At 71.9% G+C, this 17,652-nt stretch carries 21 protein-coding genes; 18 read left to right on the top strand and 3 right to left on the bottom strand.

Annotation, left to right across the window (positions count from 1 at the left end; all coding sequences use genetic code 11):
- Positions 1-52 precede the first annotated feature (52 nt).
- From murQ to ACZ4Z5_RS24480, 9 genes are all read left to right on the top strand, one after another.
- Positions 53-1,039, top strand: coding sequence for an N-acetylmuramic acid 6-phosphate etherase (murQ, locus tag ACZ4Z5_RS24520; protein WP_468266190.1), 987 nt, complete (start codon positions 53-55; stop codon positions 1,037-1,039).
- Positions 1,040-1,070: 31 nt separating this feature from the next.
- Positions 1,071-2,711, top strand: a complete 1,641-nt coding sequence (locus tag ACZ4Z5_RS24515; RefSeq protein WP_468266188.1) for a PTS transporter subunit EIIC — start codon at positions 1,071-1,073, stop codon at positions 2,709-2,711.
- Between the two features lie 168 nt (positions 2,712-2,879).
- Positions 2,880-3,218, top strand: coding sequence for a WhiB family transcriptional regulator (locus tag ACZ4Z5_RS24510; RefSeq protein ID WP_468266186.1), 339 nt, complete (start codon positions 2,880-2,882; stop codon positions 3,216-3,218).
- Positions 3,215-3,883 carry a hypothetical protein gene (locus ACZ4Z5_RS24505; RefSeq protein WP_468266184.1) on the top strand — a complete coding sequence of 223 codons (669 nt, stop codon included), beginning with the start codon at positions 3,215-3,217 and terminating at the stop codon, positions 3,881-3,883. The genes ACZ4Z5_RS24510 and ACZ4Z5_RS24505 overlap by 4 nt, the downstream gene beginning before the upstream one ends.
- The gene (locus ACZ4Z5_RS24500; RefSeq protein ID WP_468266182.1) at positions 3,877-4,080 is read left to right on the top strand and encodes a helix-turn-helix domain-containing protein; all 204 of its coding nucleotides are present in this window, start codon (positions 3,877-3,879) and stop codon (positions 4,078-4,080) included. Before ACZ4Z5_RS24505 ends, ACZ4Z5_RS24500 begins: the two co-directional genes overlap by 7 nt.
- 279 nt (positions 4,081-4,359) lie before the next feature.
- A complete protein-coding gene (locus ACZ4Z5_RS24495) occupies positions 4,360-4,761 on the top strand; it encodes a hypothetical protein (protein ID WP_468266180.1) in 402 nt (133 codons plus the stop codon).
- A gap of 154 nt (positions 4,762-4,915) precedes the next feature.
- Entirely contained in the window at positions 4,916-5,491 is a 576-nt protein-coding gene (locus ACZ4Z5_RS24490; protein ID WP_468266178.1) for a phage tail tube protein, read from the top strand.
- A 99-nt stretch (positions 5,492-5,590) separates the two neighbouring features.
- Positions 5,591-5,881 carry a hypothetical protein gene (locus tag ACZ4Z5_RS24485; protein WP_468266176.1) on the top strand — a complete coding sequence of 97 codons (291 nt, stop codon included), beginning with the start codon at positions 5,591-5,593 and terminating at the stop codon, positions 5,879-5,881.
- 47 nt (positions 5,882-5,928) lie between these two features.
- Positions 5,929-6,339, top strand: a complete 411-nt coding sequence (locus ACZ4Z5_RS24480; protein WP_468266254.1) for a hypothetical protein — start codon at positions 5,929-5,931, stop codon at positions 6,337-6,339.
- 252 nt (positions 6,340-6,591) lie between these two features.
- Here the strand turns inward: ACZ4Z5_RS24480 and ACZ4Z5_RS24475 are convergent, their stop codons facing one another.
- A complete protein-coding gene (locus ACZ4Z5_RS24475; protein WP_468266174.1) occupies positions 6,592-7,161 on the bottom strand; it encodes a hypothetical protein in 570 nt (189 codons plus the stop codon).
- Between the two features lie 30 nt (positions 7,162-7,191).
- On the opposite strand from ACZ4Z5_RS24475, the gene ACZ4Z5_RS24470 reads away from it, so the two are divergent.
- From ACZ4Z5_RS24470 to ACZ4Z5_RS24430, 9 genes are all read left to right on the top strand, one after another.
- Positions 7,192-7,905 carry a hypothetical protein gene (locus tag ACZ4Z5_RS24470; protein ID WP_468266172.1) on the top strand — a complete coding sequence of 238 codons (714 nt, stop codon included), beginning with the start codon at positions 7,192-7,194 and terminating at the stop codon, positions 7,903-7,905.
- A 29-nt stretch (positions 7,906-7,934) separates the two neighbouring features.
- Entirely contained in the window at positions 7,935-9,035 is a 1,101-nt protein-coding gene (locus ACZ4Z5_RS24465) for a hypothetical protein (RefSeq protein ID WP_468266170.1), read from the top strand.
- Between the two features lie 82 nt (positions 9,036-9,117).
- A complete protein-coding gene (locus tag ACZ4Z5_RS24460; protein ID WP_468266169.1) occupies positions 9,118-9,942 on the top strand; it encodes a hypothetical protein in 825 nt (274 codons plus the stop codon).
- A complete protein-coding gene (locus tag ACZ4Z5_RS24455) occupies positions 9,929-12,313 on the top strand; it encodes a hypothetical protein (RefSeq protein ID WP_468266167.1) in 2,385 nt (794 codons plus the stop codon). Before ACZ4Z5_RS24460 ends, ACZ4Z5_RS24455 begins: the two co-directional genes overlap by 14 nt.
- On the top strand, positions 12,306-13,133 hold the full coding sequence (locus ACZ4Z5_RS24450; RefSeq protein ID WP_468266165.1) for a hypothetical protein: 828 nt from the start codon (positions 12,306-12,308) through the stop codon (positions 13,131-13,133). Before ACZ4Z5_RS24455 ends, ACZ4Z5_RS24450 begins: the two co-directional genes overlap by 8 nt.
- On the top strand, positions 13,130-13,777 hold the full coding sequence (locus ACZ4Z5_RS24445) for a hypothetical protein (RefSeq protein WP_468266163.1): 648 nt from the start codon (positions 13,130-13,132) through the stop codon (positions 13,775-13,777). Before ACZ4Z5_RS24450 ends, ACZ4Z5_RS24445 begins: the two co-directional genes overlap by 4 nt.
- Positions 13,778-13,852: 75 nt before the next feature.
- Complete coding sequence (locus ACZ4Z5_RS24440; protein ID WP_468266161.1) at positions 13,853-14,728, top strand: peptidoglycan-binding protein; 876 nt, start codon at positions 13,853-13,855, stop codon at positions 14,726-14,728.
- 29 nt (positions 14,729-14,757) lie between these two features.
- Positions 14,758-14,985 (top strand): hypothetical protein, encoded by a 228-nt coding sequence (locus ACZ4Z5_RS24435; protein ID WP_468266159.1) that lies wholly within the window; start codon positions 14,758-14,760, stop codon positions 14,983-14,985.
- Positions 14,972-15,226 (top strand): hypothetical protein, encoded by a 255-nt coding sequence (locus ACZ4Z5_RS24430; RefSeq protein WP_468266157.1) that lies wholly within the window; start codon positions 14,972-14,974, stop codon positions 15,224-15,226. The genes ACZ4Z5_RS24435 and ACZ4Z5_RS24430 overlap by 14 nt, the downstream gene beginning before the upstream one ends.
- Before the next feature lie 76 nt (positions 15,227-15,302).
- Here ACZ4Z5_RS24430 and ACZ4Z5_RS24425 read toward each other — a convergent pair whose 3' ends face one another.
- Both ACZ4Z5_RS24425 and ACZ4Z5_RS24420 read right to left on the bottom strand, forming a co-directional pair.
- Positions 15,303-15,950 (bottom strand): DUF4360 domain-containing protein, encoded by a 648-nt coding sequence (locus ACZ4Z5_RS24425; RefSeq protein ID WP_468266155.1) that lies wholly within the window; start codon positions 15,948-15,950, stop codon positions 15,303-15,305.
- 362 nt (positions 15,951-16,312) lie between these two features.
- A complete protein-coding gene (locus ACZ4Z5_RS24420; protein ID WP_468266153.1) occupies positions 16,313-17,452 on the bottom strand; it encodes an amidase domain-containing protein in 1,140 nt (379 codons plus the stop codon).
- Positions 17,453-17,652 lie beyond the last annotated feature (200 nt).

Raw genomic sequence — 17,652 nt, 5'->3', positions numbered from 1 at the left:
CGGTGCCCGCCGCGCCCACGTCCTGCCGAGCACGAAAGCAGAGCCGCGTTCCATGACCGATTCGCACGAGGAACTCCGCGCGCAGCTGGCCACGCTCACCACCGAGGCCTACCGGGCCGAGTTCGCCGGGATCGACCGGCTCGGCACGCTCGACATCGCCCGCATCATGAACGGCGAGGACCGGACCGTCCCGGACGCCGTCGCCGCGCAGCTCCCCGCGATCGCGGCCGCGATCGACGCCACCGCCGAGCGGATGGCCCGGGGCGGCCGGCTCGTCTACGCGGGAGCGGGCACGGCGGGACGGCTCGGCGTGCTGGACGCCAGCGAGTGCCCGCCGACGTTCGACACCGCCCCCGGCCAGGTCGTCGGACTGATCGCAGGCGGCCCGGGGGCGGTCACGGCCGCGGTCGAGGGCGCGGAGGACCGCCGCGACCTGGCCGTGGCGGACCTCGACGCGCTCGGGCTGACCTGCGACGACACGGTCGTCGGCGTATCGGCGTCCGGCCGCACCCCGTATGCGGTGGGCGCGGTCGAGCACGCCCGCGGGCTCGGCGCGCTCACCGTGGGCCTGTCCTGCAACGCGGGCAGTGCGCTCGCCGCGGCCGCCGACCACGGGATCGAGGTCGTGGTCGGCCCCGAACTGCTGACCGGCTCCACCCGTCTGAAGTCCGGTACGGCCCAGAAACTCGTCCTCAACATGATCTCGACCATCACGATGATCCGGCTCGGCAAGACGTACGGAAACCTGATGGTCGACCTGCGCGCCTCCAACGAGAAGCTCCGTGCCCGGGCGCGCCGGATCGTCACCCTGGCCACCGACGCCCCGGAGGAGGCCGTCGAGTCCGCGCTCACGGCGACGAACGGCGAGGTCAAACCGGCGATCCTCACCCTGCTCTCCGACGTCGGCCCCACCACGGCCGGGGAACTCCTCGCCAAGCACGCGGGACATCTCCGCGAGGCGCTGGCGGAGGCCGCCGGCGGCGGCTCCACAGGGCGGAACGGGTGGGCACGACACGGCGGGCGCCGCCCGGACGCCTGAGCGGCGGGCCCGCCGGGGCAGCATCAGCCCCATGGCACCCGCACCCACACCGGACACGCACCGCGGCACGGCCGCCGCGCTCCTCCCCCTCGTCGGCGGCGCCGGGAACGTCGCCTCCGTCGCCCACTGCATGACGCGCCTGCGTCTGCGCCTGCACGACCGCACCCTCGTCGACGACGCGGCGCTGCGGTCGGTGCCCGCCGTCCTCGGCGTCGTGGAGGACGGCGACACGTACCAGATCGTCCTCGGCCCCGGCACGGTCGGCCGCGTCACCCCGGAGTTCGAGGCCCTGCTCGCGCAGGCGGTCCGCGAGGGCGCGACCGACCCCGCGGGCACGGGCACGACGGACCCCGCGGGTACAGGCCGGACGGACCCCGCGGGCGCGCTCGCCGCGAAGGGCGCCGCGCTCAAGGCGGCGCAGCAGGCCAGGAACGCCACACCGGTCAAACTGCTGCTGCGCCGGATCGCGGGCGTCTTCGTCCCGCTGATCCCCGCGCTGATCGGCTGCGGCATCATCGCGGGCCTCGCCGGCCTGCTGCACAACCTCGGCGTGGCACCGGGCGTCGTCCCCGCGCTGACGGCGACGGCCGGCGGATTCATGTCCCTGATCGCCGTGTTCGTCGGCTACAACACGGCGAAGGAGTTCGGCGGGACACCCGTCCTCGGCGGCGCGGTCGCGGCGATCATCGTGTTCCCGGGCGTCGCGAACATCACCGCGTTCGGCCAGAAGCTGTCGCCGGGTCAGGGCGGCGTCCTCGGCGCGCTGGCCGCCGCCGCCCTGGCCGCGTACGTGGAGAGGTTCTGCCGCCGCAGGGTGCCCGAGTCGCTGGACGTCCTGGTCACCCCCACGGTCACGGTCCTGGTGGCGGGCCTGGTCACGCTCTTCGGCCTCATGTACGTGGCCGGTGAGGTCTCCGCGGCGATCGGCACGGCCGCCGACCGGCTGCTGGCCCACGGCGGCCCGGCGGCGGGGTTCGTCCTCGGGGGACTGTTCCTGCCCCTGGTGATGCTGGGGCTCCACCAGGCGCTCATCCCGATCCACGCGACGCTCATCGACCAGCAGGGCTACACGATCCTGCTGCCGATCCTCGCGATGGCGGGTGCCGGGCAGGTGGGCGCGGCGACGGCCGTCTGGTTCCGGCTGCCCCGTCATCCGTCGCTGCGGTCGACGATCAAGTCGGCGCTCCCTGCGGGCCTGCTGGGGATCGGTGAGCCGCTGATCTACGGCGTGAGCCTGCCGCTGGGCCGCCCGTTCGTCACGGCGTGCGTGGGCGGTGCCTTCGGCGGCGGCTTCGTGGGGTTCTTCACCATGCTCGGGGACAAGGTCGGCTCGACGGCGATCGGACCGTCCGGGTGGGCGCTCTTCCCGCTCCTGGCGGGCAACAGGGGTCTGCCCACGACGGCCGCCATCTACGCGGGCGGCCTGCTGACGGGGTACACGGCCGGGTTCCTCGCCACCTACTTCTTCGGGTTCGGCAAGGGGATGCTGGCCGAGCTGAACGCGACCGGAGAGGCGGCGGGCGGGACGACAGCCGAGACGACCAGGACGGCGGCGGGGTCGGTGGTGGAGCCGGTGGCCGGGGCGACGCTCGGCGCTGCATCCGGCGCGACGACCGACGCGACGACTGGCGAGGCGAGCGATCCGGCGGGGGTCTCCCGGCCCGTGTCCTGACCTCGCTCCCGTGTCCTGAGAGCGTCCGGCCCCGCACCCTCAGCCACTTGCGCGCGCGCTCGCACCATGTAAGCCTGATCGCGCATTCGCAACAACTGTCGAACTCAGGTTCGTACAACGAGGGAGGGGTTGCACGTGCTTACCCGATCGATGACTGCCGTTATGCCTTTGACGTCGAATTTTCCCCAAGATGACGAGGGACTCGACTGGCGCAGGGCAGCCGCCTGCGCGGATCTCCCCCAGCGCTCCGTCTTCACCCGCAGTCCGTCCGAGGCCGCACCCGTGTTGCGTGCCTGCAACTACTGCCCGATCCGTGTCGAATGCGAAGCCGTGGTGGACCCCCGGCACACCTGGTTCGACGGGGTGAGCGGCGGCCGCCTCTGGCGCAACGGCCGGGAGGTCGCCACCACGCCGGGCCGCGCCGCACGGAAGGCCACCTCGTCGGCCCGCACCGGCCGGGAAGTCGCCACCACGACGGCCCGCACCGGCCGGGAGGCCACCGCATGAGCAGCGCCGTCTGGCTCGACGCCCTCGCCCGCCTCTTCCCCGAACTCCTCGACGAGCTCGCCCCCGGCCAGAGCCGCGCCCCGGCCGGCCCGCGCGGGACCCGGCCCACCGGCGGCTCCTCCGCCCCCATCAGGCTGTTCGTCTCCGACACCCTCCGCGACATCACCGACGGGGTGACCGAACTGGAGGACGCCGTACGCGAACGCCTCGGCCTGCGCCGGGTGCGCCCCGCGCCCGTTCCAGTCCGGCTGCGCCGGATCGCCGGAGTGTTGGACCGCATCGCGGCCGACCCGGACCTCGCCGCCCACGTCGAGGACGAGACCCGGCGCATGGCGCGGCGCTGCGCACGGGCGCTCGGCGACCCCGAGCAGCTGGTCCGGCTGCCCGGCCGCTGCCCCGACTGCGCCTCGGTGTCGCTGCGCGCCTTCCCGGAGCGCGACGAGGTGCACTGCGTGAACCCCGCGTGCGAGCGCACGCTCGTCGGCACCGGCGAGGCCCTGGACGCGGCCGCCACCGAAACCGACGGCACCGGCGAGGCCGCCCAGCCCACCCGGCACGCCCAGGGCGCCGAGGACCCGCCGGACACCAGTCACACCGACGCCGGGCACACCGACACCGGGCGCACCGACACCGGGCGCACCGACACCGAGGAGACAGCATGGTGAGCACCCCCCTCATCACCGGAGACCTGGCCGCGGCGGAGGCGGGGGTCTCGCCCGCGACCATCCGGAAGTGGGTGCAGCGCGGTCATCTGACCTCGGCGGGCCGGCACGGCCGCAGCAGCCTGTACCGCCTGGAGGACGTCTTCGCGGCGGAGCGCATCGCCCACCGCGTCACCGTCCCGCGCCGCCCGGCCTCGTAGCCGCGCCCGTACCGGCACCCGCACGCGCGCCGGCACCCACTCGCGTACCGGCACCGGATCCGCACCCGTACTCCCATTCGCACCCGCGCACCACAGCAGGGCCCCGCCGTACCGGCGGGGCCCTCTCGCGTTTCCGCCCCAAGTAGGCCTGTTCGTACGCCAGTTGCGGGATCCGACGACCTCGGTCACAGTTGATGCAGCGGCAGAGCTGCGCCCACAGGCCACCAGGCAGGGGCGACGGACCTGCCGCTTCGTGTTGCCCAAGAAGGGAGCGTCCATGTGGCCGTCCTGACCTTTCCCGACGCCGAACGACTCGTCGTCGACTTCCTGAAGAACCGCGCCGAGCTGGCGGGCACGGTGGTCGACAACCGCCCGCCCGCCGGCTTCGACGGCACGCAGAAGGCCGTCCTCGTCTCCCGCGTCGGTGGCGCATGGGTGGACGACCAGCACCTCGACCAGCCCCTGCTGGACCTCGAGGTCTACGGGCCGGACAAGACCGCGGCCCACACCGTGGCGCTGGCCGCGCGGGCCTGCGTACTGGAACTGACCGGCACCTCGTACGGCGGCGCGTTCGTCAGCGACGTCACCGAGGAGGACGGGCCCCGCTGGCTGCCCGACTACAACCGCCCGGCCGGGAACCGCTATCTCTCCACGGTCCGGCTGTCGGTCCGCCCGGCGTAAGCCCCACCACCGCGCAAGCCGCACGGAACCAAGCGGCCCGCGCGGCTACGCGACGACGTCGCGCAGCCAGCACCCCAAGAACGGGCCCTGTCGATCCCGGCAGGGCCTTCGCCATATCCGCAGTCACCTTCACCACTCTCATCAAGGAGTTCACATGGCCGGAAGCAACAACGGCAAGGAAATCCGCGTCGCCGGTACGGGCAAGGTCCTGTTCGCCGCCGCCGGTACCGCGGCGCCCGCCGACGCGACGGTCGCCTGGGACGCCACCAAGTGGACCGAGCTGGGCTACACCTCCACCGACGGCATCAAGTTCAACAAGAAGGACAAGATCGACCCGGTCGACACCTGGCAGTCGGTGAGCCCCGCCCGGTTCATCTACTCCGACCGCGACCTGACCGTGAAGTTCCAGCTGCTCCAGATGAACAAGCACACCCTGCCGTTCTTCCTGGGCGGCGGCGCGGTCACCGCCGGTGCCACCGCCGGTGAGTTCAAGTACGACCTGGCCAACACCCCGGCCGCGGACGAGCGGGCCCTCGGCATCGAGTTCGTGGACGGCACCGCCCGGTACCGCTTCATCGTGCCGCGCGGCCAGGTCACCGAGACCGAGGAGATCGCCCTGTCCCGCACCGGGGCCGTCAAGCTCGGCATCACGTTCACGGCCCTGACCGTGGACGACGCCGCGCCGCTGGCGAGCTTCCGGATCAAGGACGACGCCACCGCCTACGCGTAAACCGCGAACGGCACCTCCGGCGCCATCCCTCACGGCGGCCCCGGAACCACCGCGTTCCGGGGCCGCCGCCCCCTTCGACACCACCTGGAGAGCACATCCATGGCCGGATTCAACGTCAACGCCGCCCGCGCCCAGCGCCTCGAAGCGCTCGGCCGCGCCTGGACCTTCGAACTCGACGACGAGACCTTCGAGCTGCCGACCGAGCTGGGCCGGTCGACCGCCCGCAAGCTCCGCGACCTCGACGACAACGACGTCGACGGCCTGCTCCGTCTCCTCCTCGGCGAGCGTCAGTTCGCCCGCTTCGAGGACCACGACATCACCATGCAGGACATCGCGGCCATCCTGGAGGCCTACGGCAAGGAGACCGGGCTCGGCCTGGGGGAAGGCTGAGCCTCGGCGCGTTCGTCGACGAACACGCCGAGGCCCTCGAGGCGGACCTGCTCCGCCACTACGGCCTCGACCTGCTCGACTGGCACCGCGGCCGGCTCTCCTCCCGCCGGCTCGCGGTCCTCGTCCGGCACCTGCCGCGCGACAGCGCGGTGGCCCGCGAACTCCACGGCGAAGCCGCCGAATGGTCCCCCACCGACTACCTGCTGGCCCAGGTCGTCGACCGGCTCGCCGAGGCCAACTGGATGTTCGCGACGGTCAACCGTGACGAGGACAGCGAGCCGCTGGACTACCCGGAGCCGATTCCCCGGCCCGGCAGCGGCCCCCAGCCGCCCGCCGCGGAACCGGACGCCCCGGCCGGAACGCACGGACCCGACGGACCGGGCGGTCCCGAGGGGCCGGAGGGAGCCGACACGGGCCCCCTGCCCAGTGCCTCCGAGCTCGCCGCCTTCTTCTCGTGAGCCCGCGCGTGAGCCCCCTCGGGCCCATGTGCGGGCCACCGCGTGAGCCCGGACCCGAGCCCACGCCCGAGCTCACACCCGAACCCACGCCCGAACCCACACGTGAGTCCGCGCCCAAGCTCACACCCGCATCGACAGCGGCGTCGCGCCCGGCACCCATCTGTCGGCGGCGGCCTGGAACACGGTCAGCCGTCGTTCCCGGCTCCTTCCCGAGAGGTGTACCGCGACTCGGTCCGAGTGACGGACAGCGGGTCAGCCCGATGCCGTCCAGCGCAGCGTCCACGGCGTCATCGGCGCCCAGTTGCCGCCGAACGTACGCACGGCGAGCAGGGAGTCCGCAGGGACGGTGACCCTTTCCTCGAGCGGTCCGGAGTGTGTGGCGAGGACTTCGGGATCACACCCCGTTGCCCCCACCAGGGCCAGCTCGCCCCCGGACGCGCTGAACTCCACGGTCACCACGCCCTCCTTCGGCGGGGTCCGCATGATCCGGCTGCCGGCACAGCGCGTCTCGGTGACGGTGTCCGCCTCCGCCGCGTCGCGGAGCGTCAGCACCCAGCGGCCGACGCGGTGCCCGTGCTCCGGGGCGGTTCTGATGGTCCGGTAGCGGGAGAGGTCGACCAGTGCCTGCGGCCGCCCCTTCTGCCAGGTCCACCCACCCAGCTGAGCGAGCTTCTCCTCCCTCGCACCGTGCTCGGTGACGGCTTCTCCCGCGATCCAGAAGAACGGGTTGACCAGACCGCCGTGCCCTTCGACGACACAGACCCGTCCCTGAAAGGCCGCCGGGATCTCCACCGGCCGCGCGCCCCACCCCGAAATCCCCATGCGCACCCCCATTCGGACCCAGGAGTCTACATGCCGGACACCAGCAAAGAAATACGTGATTACACCAGTTCACCGGAATTCCTCAAGAAGATCAGGACCGATCTCGGCCTGGACGGAAAACTCGACTCGAACCCAGCCAACAAGGAATTCGTCGCCTCCCTGAAATCGAGCGTGGGGGTGGGCGGTCTGACGTCCCGGGTGGAGAAACTCGAGAACCCGCCGAAAGAGAAGTTCCCCGTCGAGGATTTCCAGTACAAGGGCGAGCACGGATACGGCAAGGTCGAAGGCGTGGGGGGCGTGGCCACGGCCTACGGCGCCACCGGCGCCGCAACCGGCTTCAGCGGGGAACTCACCGGCGCATCCCTCGGAGTGAAGCTATACGGCAAAGAGTTCAACATCATCAACGACATCCTCGACAGGCGGGCTAGGCTCCTTCCGGAGCAGCTTCGCCACGACATCGACAATGACCGCAGGGACATCGTCGATCTCGATTCCCAGCTGCTCCGGCTGCGCGGCGCCCATACCCGCACCAAGGACATCGCAGCGCGCGCCCATACGCGCATCACGGATCTGACCAGGGACGTCAACCAGAAGCTCCGCCGCAAGGCCGACAAGTCGACCATGAGCCGGGTCACGTCCCAGCAGGCCGGCGGAATCAACAACGCCCAGCAGGTCGCGAGCCGCGCCGTCGACGAGGTCCGTCGTCTCTACGACGAGATCGCCCGCCTGGACTCCCGCTTCTGACGCACCGCACCGACCTCTTGGAGTGATCCATGGCCCTCAACCAGAAACTCAGTACCGCGGTCTCCCAACTCGGTCGGCTGCGAACGGCCGCAGGCCAGGCCGCGTCCGGTCTCAGCAGGATCCAGCAGGGCGCCGGCTCGGCATCCGGCGCCGTGGGGAAGATCAAGACCGCCGCCGGCCAGGCCGATACCGCTATCGGCAGGCTCCGCGGTTCCGCCGACCGCGCCGGCAGCGCCGTCGGCAGGCTGCGGACCTCGGCCAACAACGGCGACAGCGCCGTCCGCAAGCTCAACACCGGTGTGCGCACCGCCGACGGCTCCATGGCCAAGGCCCGTGGCGGCACCGACAAGCTCAAGTCCTCCCTCGACAGGCTCCGCCGCTCCGCGGACAAGGCGAAGAAGTCGCTCCAGGACGTCAAGCGGCAGTCCGACGCCGTGGAGAAGTCCGTCGGAAAGGCGGGCAAGAACGCCGACAAGGGCGGCAAGTCCATGGGCAACCTGAGCAAGGGGCTCAAGGGCGCGTCGCTCGCCCAGCGCGGCCTCAACCTCGTCATGGCAGCCAACCCGTTCGGTCTCATCATGGCCCTGCTGGCGCCGCTGATCGCCCGCTTCGTCGACATGGACAAGGTCGGCAAGCTGCTGTCCCGCGGCCTCACCGCCGCCTGGAACGGCATCAAGAACGCGTCCGCCGCCGCCGCGAGGTTTCTCGGCCCGCTCTTCAAGAGCGTCGCCAACATGATGCTCTTCCCCACGCAGATGATGGTGAAGGGCCTCAACCTCCTCATCGGCGCGGTGAACCGGGTGAAGTTCTCCGTCCCGGACTGGGTCCCGGTCATCGGCGGCAAGAGCTTCGGCTTCAACATCCCCCGCATCCCCGTCCCCGCCCTCGCGCAGGGCGGCATCGTGCCGGCCAAGTCCGGCGGCACGCTGGCGCTGGTCGCGGAGGCCGGCGAGCCGGAGGCCGTGATCCCGCTGAGCAAGCTGCGCGGCATGGTCGGCTCCGCACCGGAGCTGCGGCGGCTCGCCTCCGCCGTCGAGGCGCTGGCCGACCGCCCGGTCGTGGTGAAGGTCGACTCCCAGACGATCGCCCGCGCCGTGTTCCTGGGCCAGCGCCAGCTCGCCCGCCGTTAGCCGCCCCCAGACCACACCCCGGAGCCGGCCGCGACACCGACGCGGCCGGCTCCTTCCCTTGCAGTGAAACGAGGTGAATCCCATGGGCAATCTCTGGATCGGGCAACCGGGGGCCCTGTACGAGATCGACCAGGCCGCCAAGAGCTTCGACCGTTCCGCCGAACTCGGCGTCAGCGAGTTCAAGTCCCTGGGCGGCCGGGTCACCCTGACCCGCACCCCCGCGCCCGTACGACGCGTCAAACTGAGCTGGGACCTGCTGGCGCCCCGGCACGCCCGCCTCCTCGACCGGCTGGCCCGGCGGATCGACGGCCCCGGCCCCCTGGTGCTGATCGACCCGGCGTCGGGCAACGCACTCGACCCGCGGCAGGCCGCGGGGACGGGCGACCGGGGCCAGGCGGGGCTGAACCAGTGGTTCAAGGTGTCCGCGAACGGCACCGTCGTCGAATCCGCGACCGCACCCGGAACGTTCTCCTTCACCGCCGACGACGCCACCAGCAAGGTCGCCTGGCAGGCCAGGGGCTGGAACGACTTCCCGGTCGCGCCCGGCATGCGCATCTCCTTCCACGCCCCGACGGCCTTCGCCGCGCTCGGCACGGTCAAGGTGCAGTTCGACTTCAAGAAGGCGGACGGCGGCTATCTGTCCAGCGTCTTCGCCACCGGCGCCCAGGTCGCCGGAACCGTCCCGGCCGGCGCCGCGTACGTCACGCCGTGCGCCACCCCGGGCACCGCCGGGACGCACTCGCTCGCCGGGGCCTGCCTCACCTACAGCGGCACCGCCGAGGCCGACGTCCCCGGTGACGGCCTGCCGGCCATGGCGATCACCGGCTACAGCGACGCGCCCGGCCGGCCCCAGCCGTACCGGAACATCGGCGTCGACCTGGTGGAGGTGTCCCATGCAGCCGGCTGACGGCGTCACCAAGGACGCACTCGCCGCCGGCGAGCGGACCGTCACCCACACCACCCGGCTCGGCGGCAAGGACGTCACCGCGCAGGTGCAGTCCTGGCAGCTGGAGCGTTCCTACGCGACGGACCTGCCCCCGGCGATGCGGGCCTTCTCCGGAAGCTCCGCCGCCCAGTTCCAGCTCCAGCTCTCCGGGACCGGCGGCCGGCCCGCGCCCGAGCTGTACTCGCCGTGGGCCGGCCGGGGCACCGGCGACACGGCCCGGCCAGGCCAGTCGGTGGTGCACGAGTCCGCCGTCGGCGGGGGCGCCGCCCTGCCCGGGTTCCGCGGAACCCTGCGCACCCGCTCGGCCGCATCCGGTTCCGACAGCGTGCAGCTGACCGCCCTCGACGGCGCGGAACGGCTGCGCGGCCCGGCGCAGTTGCCCCGCCCGTACACCGGTCTGTACTGGCGGCGTCCGGTGGCGACCGCGACCTGGTGCGTGGACGAACTGCTCCGCCAGGCCGGCATCCACTCCTCTCCGCCGCCCCGCGCGCCCGAGTTCGAGGCGGGCAAGCCGCTGTCCCTGGTCCACGCGACCCTGCACGGAGGCTTCGCCACCCCGTACGGGATGCCCGAGGACCTGCCCGACCCGCGGCACTACACCTGGACCAGGACCGGCGCGCCGCACGAGATGGCACTGCTGCCGAAGGGCGCCCCGGTCGGTGACCGCGGGGTGACCATGTCGTGGTTCCCGCGCAGCCGGGTCACCTGCCCGGGCAGCACCCTCTTCGTCGAGGCGTACGTGAACACCGCGCTGGGCATCGGTGACACCGCGCGGTTCGAACTGGAGCTCAACCGCTCCGGCAGCGCCGTCGGCACCCTGTACATGGAGGCCGACTTCGCAGCCGGCACGGTCCGCTTGGGCTCGGAGGGCACCGGCAACACCGCCCACTCCTTCCTGTGGAACAGCTGGACCGCCATGAAGACGCAGCGCGGTGTCTGGCACATCGGCGCGTTCTTCGACCTGCGCGGCACGGACACGACCGTCCAGCCGGTGGTCCAGCCCCGCCTCACCGCCCCGGACGGCACGCACTTCGTCGGCACCGCCAGCACCATGCCGGCGGGCACCGGCCAGCAGGTCTCGTCGGAGCTGCGCAAGGTCCGCCTGATCACCGCCATGGCGACCGAAGGGGTCCAGGTCACCTCCGGGCTGACCGCCATCCCCTCGGAGACGGACTTCGCCCGCACCGGCGCCTGGACGAAGACCGCCGAACTGGACGACGCGATCCTGCCTCTGACCGTCGTCCCCAAGGTGTCGGGGTCACAGTGGGAGGCGATCAGCCAGATCGCCAAAGCCGGCATGTCGACGGCGGAGATCGACGAACGGGGGATGTTCCGCTGGCGCAACTTCACCCGGTTCGCCACCCCGCCGACCGCACCGGACCTGACACTGACCACCGTCCGGGACATCGCCTCGCTGACTCTCACCGAGGAGATCGACGCCTGCCGCAACTTCTGCGTGCAGCCGGCCAAGGACTGGTCGACGGCCAGGATCGCGGAGAGCGCGGTCGTCAACGACACGGTGATCCGTGAGATCCCCGCGAACGGTTCGCTCACCGTCTCGTACGTCTTCGACGAGAGCGAGCTGGACATCGGCCCGCCGGACACCGACGACGACTCGGTCGTGACCCTGGGCTCCTGCTTCCGGGTCGCCGCCAAGCTCGCGGACGGCGCCACCGCCGTGAAGGGCGCGGTCGAGGCGATGGTCCGCCGCGAGGACGGACGGATCGTCCTGCGGCTCACCAACCGCACAGCGCAGAGGCTTTACACGATCACCAAGGACGGCAAGCCGTCGATACGCATCGTGACGCTGAAGGCGGACCGCGACCCGGAGGAACGGCAGGCGGTCTCCTACCAGCCGGGCAGCGTGAGCGAACGCTTCTACGGCCGCCAGGAGTTCTACGGCGAGGCCAGCGACTGGGTGCAGGACACCCGCGCCGCACAGCAGCTCGCGGACGCGATGCGCGCGGCGGGCGAGTACCCGGTGCCGGTGCTGGCCGACGTACAGGTGCTGTACGACCCGCGGGTGCAGCTCGGCGACGTGGTACGGGTCCAGGACTCCAGCGGGGCCGTCCTCGACACGCTCGCCTGGGTGGTCGGCATCAGCACCGCCGCGTCACCCGACGGGGGCGTGCAGCAGACCCTCAGCCTGCGCGGCACCAGCCCCAACGGTGTCCCCGCCGACACCGGCCTCACCCCGGACGCCCCCGTGGTGCCCGCCCCGCCGGGCCTGTTCGCCGACTACGCGTCGGTCGCCACCGCCCACCCGACGCTGGCGGCGCTGTCAGAGGCCAACTCCACCTGGCGCGAAGTGAAGGAGGACACGCATGTCTGACACCATGGCCGCGGCCGCGCCACCACCGGACGCGGACCCCGGCGCACCGGAGGAGGAAACCGGGGCCCCGGCCGCGTCCCCGGCCCCCAAGCCGTTCGCCTTCGGCTTCGGCATCCCGGCGGAGCCCGGGTCCGCCGACACGACGGCCGACATGACGGCCGACTCGACTGACGGCACCGCCGACGGCACGCCCGACGCCACCGTCGGCGGCACAGCCGACGCCACGGCCAACGCCACCCCGGAGGAAGCCACGCCCGGCACCGCCGACGGCGCAACCGCCCCCATGGCCAACGCCACCACAAGCGACACCGCGAAGGCTGCCACGCCCGACGCCACCGCGGACGCCACGGCCGAATCCGGCGCGGCCCCTCCGGCTTCCGAAAGCCCGGGCGGCGAGGGCGAGCCCGCCACGGCTGTACCCACAGCGGATCCGGCCGCGGAGAGCGGTACCGCAGGAACCGCAACCGCCGGGACCCCGCCGCCGGCATCCACGGAGACCGTTACACCCGCACCCGCCGAGCCCGCACCCCAGGAACCGGCTCCGCAGGCCCCCGTGCCCGTGACCCTCGGGCGGGAGCAGCTCGATCTGCTCGCGGAGAGCGTGGCCGAGTCGGTCGCCGAGACGCTCGCCGGCTTCCTCGGCGTACGGGGCGGACTGCCGGCGCCCGACCCCGAGACCCTGCTGACCACCGTCACGGTCGAGCCGGGTCCGCCGCCCGTTCCGGCCGGTCCCCCGGCCCCGCCGGAGCCCGGCGCCACCATTCCCGTCGACGCCGGCCCCGCCGAACCGACCGCATCCAAGGAGGACGAGCTCGCATGACCATCCAGTACACGCCCCTGAGCGGACTGCCCTACCCCCAGCCGTCCGACCCCGCCGACCTGCCCGCGCACCTGAAGGGCATCGCGGACGCCGTCGACGGCCGGACCGTCCTGCGCTTCGCCGACGCGGCGGCCCGCGACGCCAAGATCACCGCGCCCGTCGCCGGAATGCTCGCCTGGATCGGCAACCCGGGCCGGATGATGTACTACACCGGCTCCGCCTGGGTGCCGGTGGCGCCCGTGCCGGTGTTCAAGGTGAACGTGGACGACGGCGACACCGTGTCCCTCACCTACGGCGAAGGCCTGAACAACTCCTCCGGCGGGGCCCTGTCCGCGACCTTCACCGCGCCCGCCTCGGGCCAGGCCCTCATCTCGCTGGGCAGTTACACCCGTTCGTCCACGGCCGCGGCGGCGTACATCTCGGCGAACGTCCGCAACGCGAGCGGCACGCTGATCCTCGCCGCGAGCGACGACCGCGCCGCCGTGGTGACGACGACCAACCGCACCTCGGTCGCGACGCAGTTCATGGTCACCGGTCTGGTGGCCGGAACGGTGCACACGGCCACGGCCGCGTACCGGTCCGGCGCGAGCGGCAACACGGCCTACTTCGACACCCGTTACATCCGGGTCGACCCCATCCCCTGACGCCGGCGGTCCGGGTCACGGCCGACCGCCCAGCCGAACCACCGAACCACCGAACCGCCGCCGAGGAGGAATCCCATGGCCGCACCCCTGTCCGCCGACGCCTTCCTGCGCGCCCTGCGCGCCGAGGGCGTCCGCGTCCGCGAGCACACGAACTGGAAGAACCACAACCGCAACCACAAGGGACCCTGGGGCCCGGTGCACGGGGTGATGCTGCACCACACCGCCGGCACCGACAGCCTCTCGCTCTGCCGGACCGGCATGTCCGACCTGCCCGGCCCGCTCTGCATCGGGCTCATAGCCAAGGACGGCACCGTCCATCTCGTCGGGTTCGGCCGTACCAACCACGCCGGCGACGGCTCCGCGGCCCTCTTGGACGCCGTCCGCCGCAACGCCGCCGTGCCCACCCGCCCCGGCCCCGACGCCGTCGACGGCAACGCCCGCTTCTACGGCTTCGAGATCGAGAACCTCGGCAACGGCCGCGACCCGTATCCGGCCGCCCAGCTCGACGCCGTCGAGCGGCTCTCGGCCGCGATATGCCGTGCCCACGGCTGGCCGTCGGAGAGCGTCGTCGCCCACAAGGAGTGGACCCGCCGCAAGATCGACCCGTCGTTCTCGATGGCCGGAATGCGCGGCCGCGTCGCCGCCCGGCTGCGCGGCGGCCCGGCCGGTCCCGCCCAGCCGCCGCAGCCCCCGCAGCCGTCGTACGAGCCGTTCCCCGGGGCCGCGTTCTTCGTCCCGGGCCGTCGCAGCCCGCTGATCACGGCGGTCGGCAGGCGTCTGGTCGCCGAGGGCTGCGGCCGGTACACGGTCGGCCCCGGCCCGGAGTGGACCGAGGCCGACCGGGCCTCGTACGCCGCATGGCAGCGCAAGCTCGGCTACTCCGGCGCGGACGCGGACGGCATTCCGGGACGCGTCAGCTGGGACCGGCTGCGCGTTCCCCGCGCCACCTGAGCACCCACCGCAACGCGGAAGGCACCACCATGAACGAACCCACGCGCAGAGCGCTGCGCACCACCGTGCAGGTCCTGTTCGCCCTGCTCGCCGCGCTGCCCCTGCTCGCCGACGAGCCCGCCGTCGCCGACCTGCCGGCGTTCGCCGCGCTGGTCGCGGTGGCCGGGGCGGTCAGCCGCCTGATGTCCGTACCGGCCGTGGAGCGCGTCCTGCCGTCCTGGCTCCGCAGGGGGGAGACGGCCCATGGCGACGGCTGAGGGCACGGGGGTGGCCGTCGAACTGGAACGGCTCCGCCGGTCCGTCGACGTCGGCTTCGCCACGACCCGGGGCGACCTGGCCCTGCTCCTCCAGCGCGCCGACCAGACGGACAAGACGCTCGGCGAGCACGAGGAACGGCTCGACGCACTGGAGCGCGCCCGCTGGCCGCTCCCGTCCCTGGCCGCGCTCACCTCCTGCGCCGCCCTGGCCATGGCCCTCTGGCAGGCCGTGTCCCACTGACGGCACCGAACTCACAGAGCCCCGCCCTCCGTTCCGGAGAGCGGGGCTCTGCTGTCGTTCCGGGCCGAGTTCCCGGCTACTTCTTCGGGCACTCCTTCCACGCCATGTGGTAGACGGTGTTGATGTCGCCGTCGGTGGAGTCCATCGCCATGAAGCTGACCTTGGACGGGTTCGAGGTACCGGCGTTGACCCGCAGCTCGGTGTTGATGTTGAAGTTCCGCTTCACACCGCAGGGGGCCCAGACGAGCTGCGCCCAGTCGGTGGTGTCCGTCGCCTGCCAGCTGTCGTTGTAGGCACCGCGGTACGTGTGGGTGCGGACGGCGTTGTTCGGCGAGCCCTGGAAGTAGTACGAGGCCTTCTGCGTGGCGCTCGCGCCGGGCTGGAGGGAGGCGAAACCGCGGTAGTCCGCGGCGGCGATCGCGTAGGTGAAGCCCTGCGGCACGTGCACCACGAGGTTGAGCTGGCAGTTCTTGCGGAACGCGGTGGGGTCGGAGTTGCCGCCCACCTGGGCGAGGTAGTTGCTGTAGGTCACGGTGAACGCCGTGTTGTCGGGCGACACGGCCACCGCCGCCGTGCCGGCGGGACAGCCGGAGCCGTTGACCGTGGCGATCTCGATCACGATCTTGTCCGGGGGCGGGTCGGTGATCGCCGTGGGGACGCTCGCGGGAACTAGGGAGCCGACGAGAGCGGCGACGGCGCCGCTCAGGAACAGTCCACCAGCCATGGTTCTCCAATCCGTGCACATGGGTTGGGGATGGGGGGTGCGGCCGCCCGCGAACGCGGGGGCCGTCACAGACCGAAGGCGTGGGAGGGATCCGTCGACCACCGCGGACCGGTGGATCGTCGGATCGGTGGAGCGGTCGAACGGTGGATCGATCCGGACAATGTCGTGTACGCGTCAACCATTTCTCCGGCTTCCGGCCGCCGGGAGCGATCGAATGGTATGGACGCGCACGGCCGGCTCGATAGGGCGATCTCCGGCCATTCCGTGACGGCGGCGCCGGGCCGGCGCCGCGGCCGGGCCCGTACGCACGACGGCGGTCCGCCCGGCCCATCAGGGGCCGGGCGGACCGCCGTGGCGTACCGTCAGGTACGGTAGGCGTAGTACGCGGCGTTCGGGTAGGACGCGATGATGCTCGCGACCGACTTCCGGTACGTGTTGGTCGAGTGGTACGTGAGGTACGGAACGCCGTACCTGCTCCGGTACGTGGTCATCATGGTGTGGTCCTTCGACCCGTCCTTGTCGAAGTCCATCTGCAGGACGTCGCCGATGCCCAGCTGGTAGACGTTGTCCAGGTTGGTCGCCCGCTTGGAGTACAGCGTGAACCACGACCAGTCGTCGGCCCCGACCCACGAGTTCGTCTGTCCGAGGGACGTGTCGTACCACCAGTTGGTGTAGTCGTCGAAGCGGCCTGTGTCGTGCTTCCAGCCGCCCGCCTTCAGCGCCTGGCTGACGAAGTTGGTGCAGTCGCCGCCCTGGTCGTTGAACTTGCGGTAGGCCGGGTTGTAGTTCCGCCAGTACTTCTCCGCGTAGGCGGCCATGGCCCGGTAGTCGTAACCGGAGGTTCCCTGGGTCTTGCTGTTCCGCGGGGCGGGCCACGAGGTGGAGGCGCGCTGAGCGCTGGGGTGGCTGCCCGCGGTCATCTTCACCGGCGGCTTCGGGTTGGGCTGGTTGATGGCCCCCGGGCCGTCGTCCTTGGACTTGATGTTCGTCAGCTCCCACGAGCCCTTCGCCGACCTCAGGAAGTTCACCTCGTGGTGGGCGGTGAAGCCGGTCGTCGTGGGCTCGTCGCCACGGATCCTCTTGTACGTGAGCGTCGTGGTCTCGGTGAGCTGGACGGTGATGTGCCGGCCGTTGACCTTGACCCGGTCCACGGCGGTCTGGGTGTCGGACTTGGTGTACGCCTCACCCAGGGCGGAGAGCCGCGACTTGCGGGCCTGGAGCTCCGACAGACCGGAGTCCTCGGCGCGGGAGACCCTGGACGAGAGGCCCATCTTCCTCTCGCGCAGCGGAGCCTTGCGCGCCTGCCCGGTCTCGACGACGGCCGCCGTGCGCTGTGTCAGGACCGCCTGGGCGAGACGTCCGAAGGAATCCCTCGTCGTGGCGTCCACCGTGGACTTCTCGGCTGCTTCCCCCGCTATGTTGCCCGTCGCGTCACCGGCCGCGATCGGCAGGAGCACCGCGGACAGGGCGACGGCCGCCGCCGCCCCGACGGTGACTCTCAAGGTCTTTTGCTTCACTATGCATCCCCTTGTCACCCGGTCCCGGACGGACCGGGGGGAGGGAATCCTCGCATGAACTCGGGTTTTATGGGGGAGTCGTGACGAGTTTGTGAATTGACCCCGGAGTCAATACCTCCGCGTTCGGACTCCGGGATCCCAAACCCCCTGCGAGGCAGCCGATTTCGCGCGCCTCTGCGGTCGGC

The sequence above is a fragment of the Streptomyces sp. NPDC030222 genome (assembly GCF_055573115.1).
The sequence above is the reverse complement of the archived record's forward strand: the minus strand, read 5'-3'. Positions and strand labels throughout refer to the sequence as shown.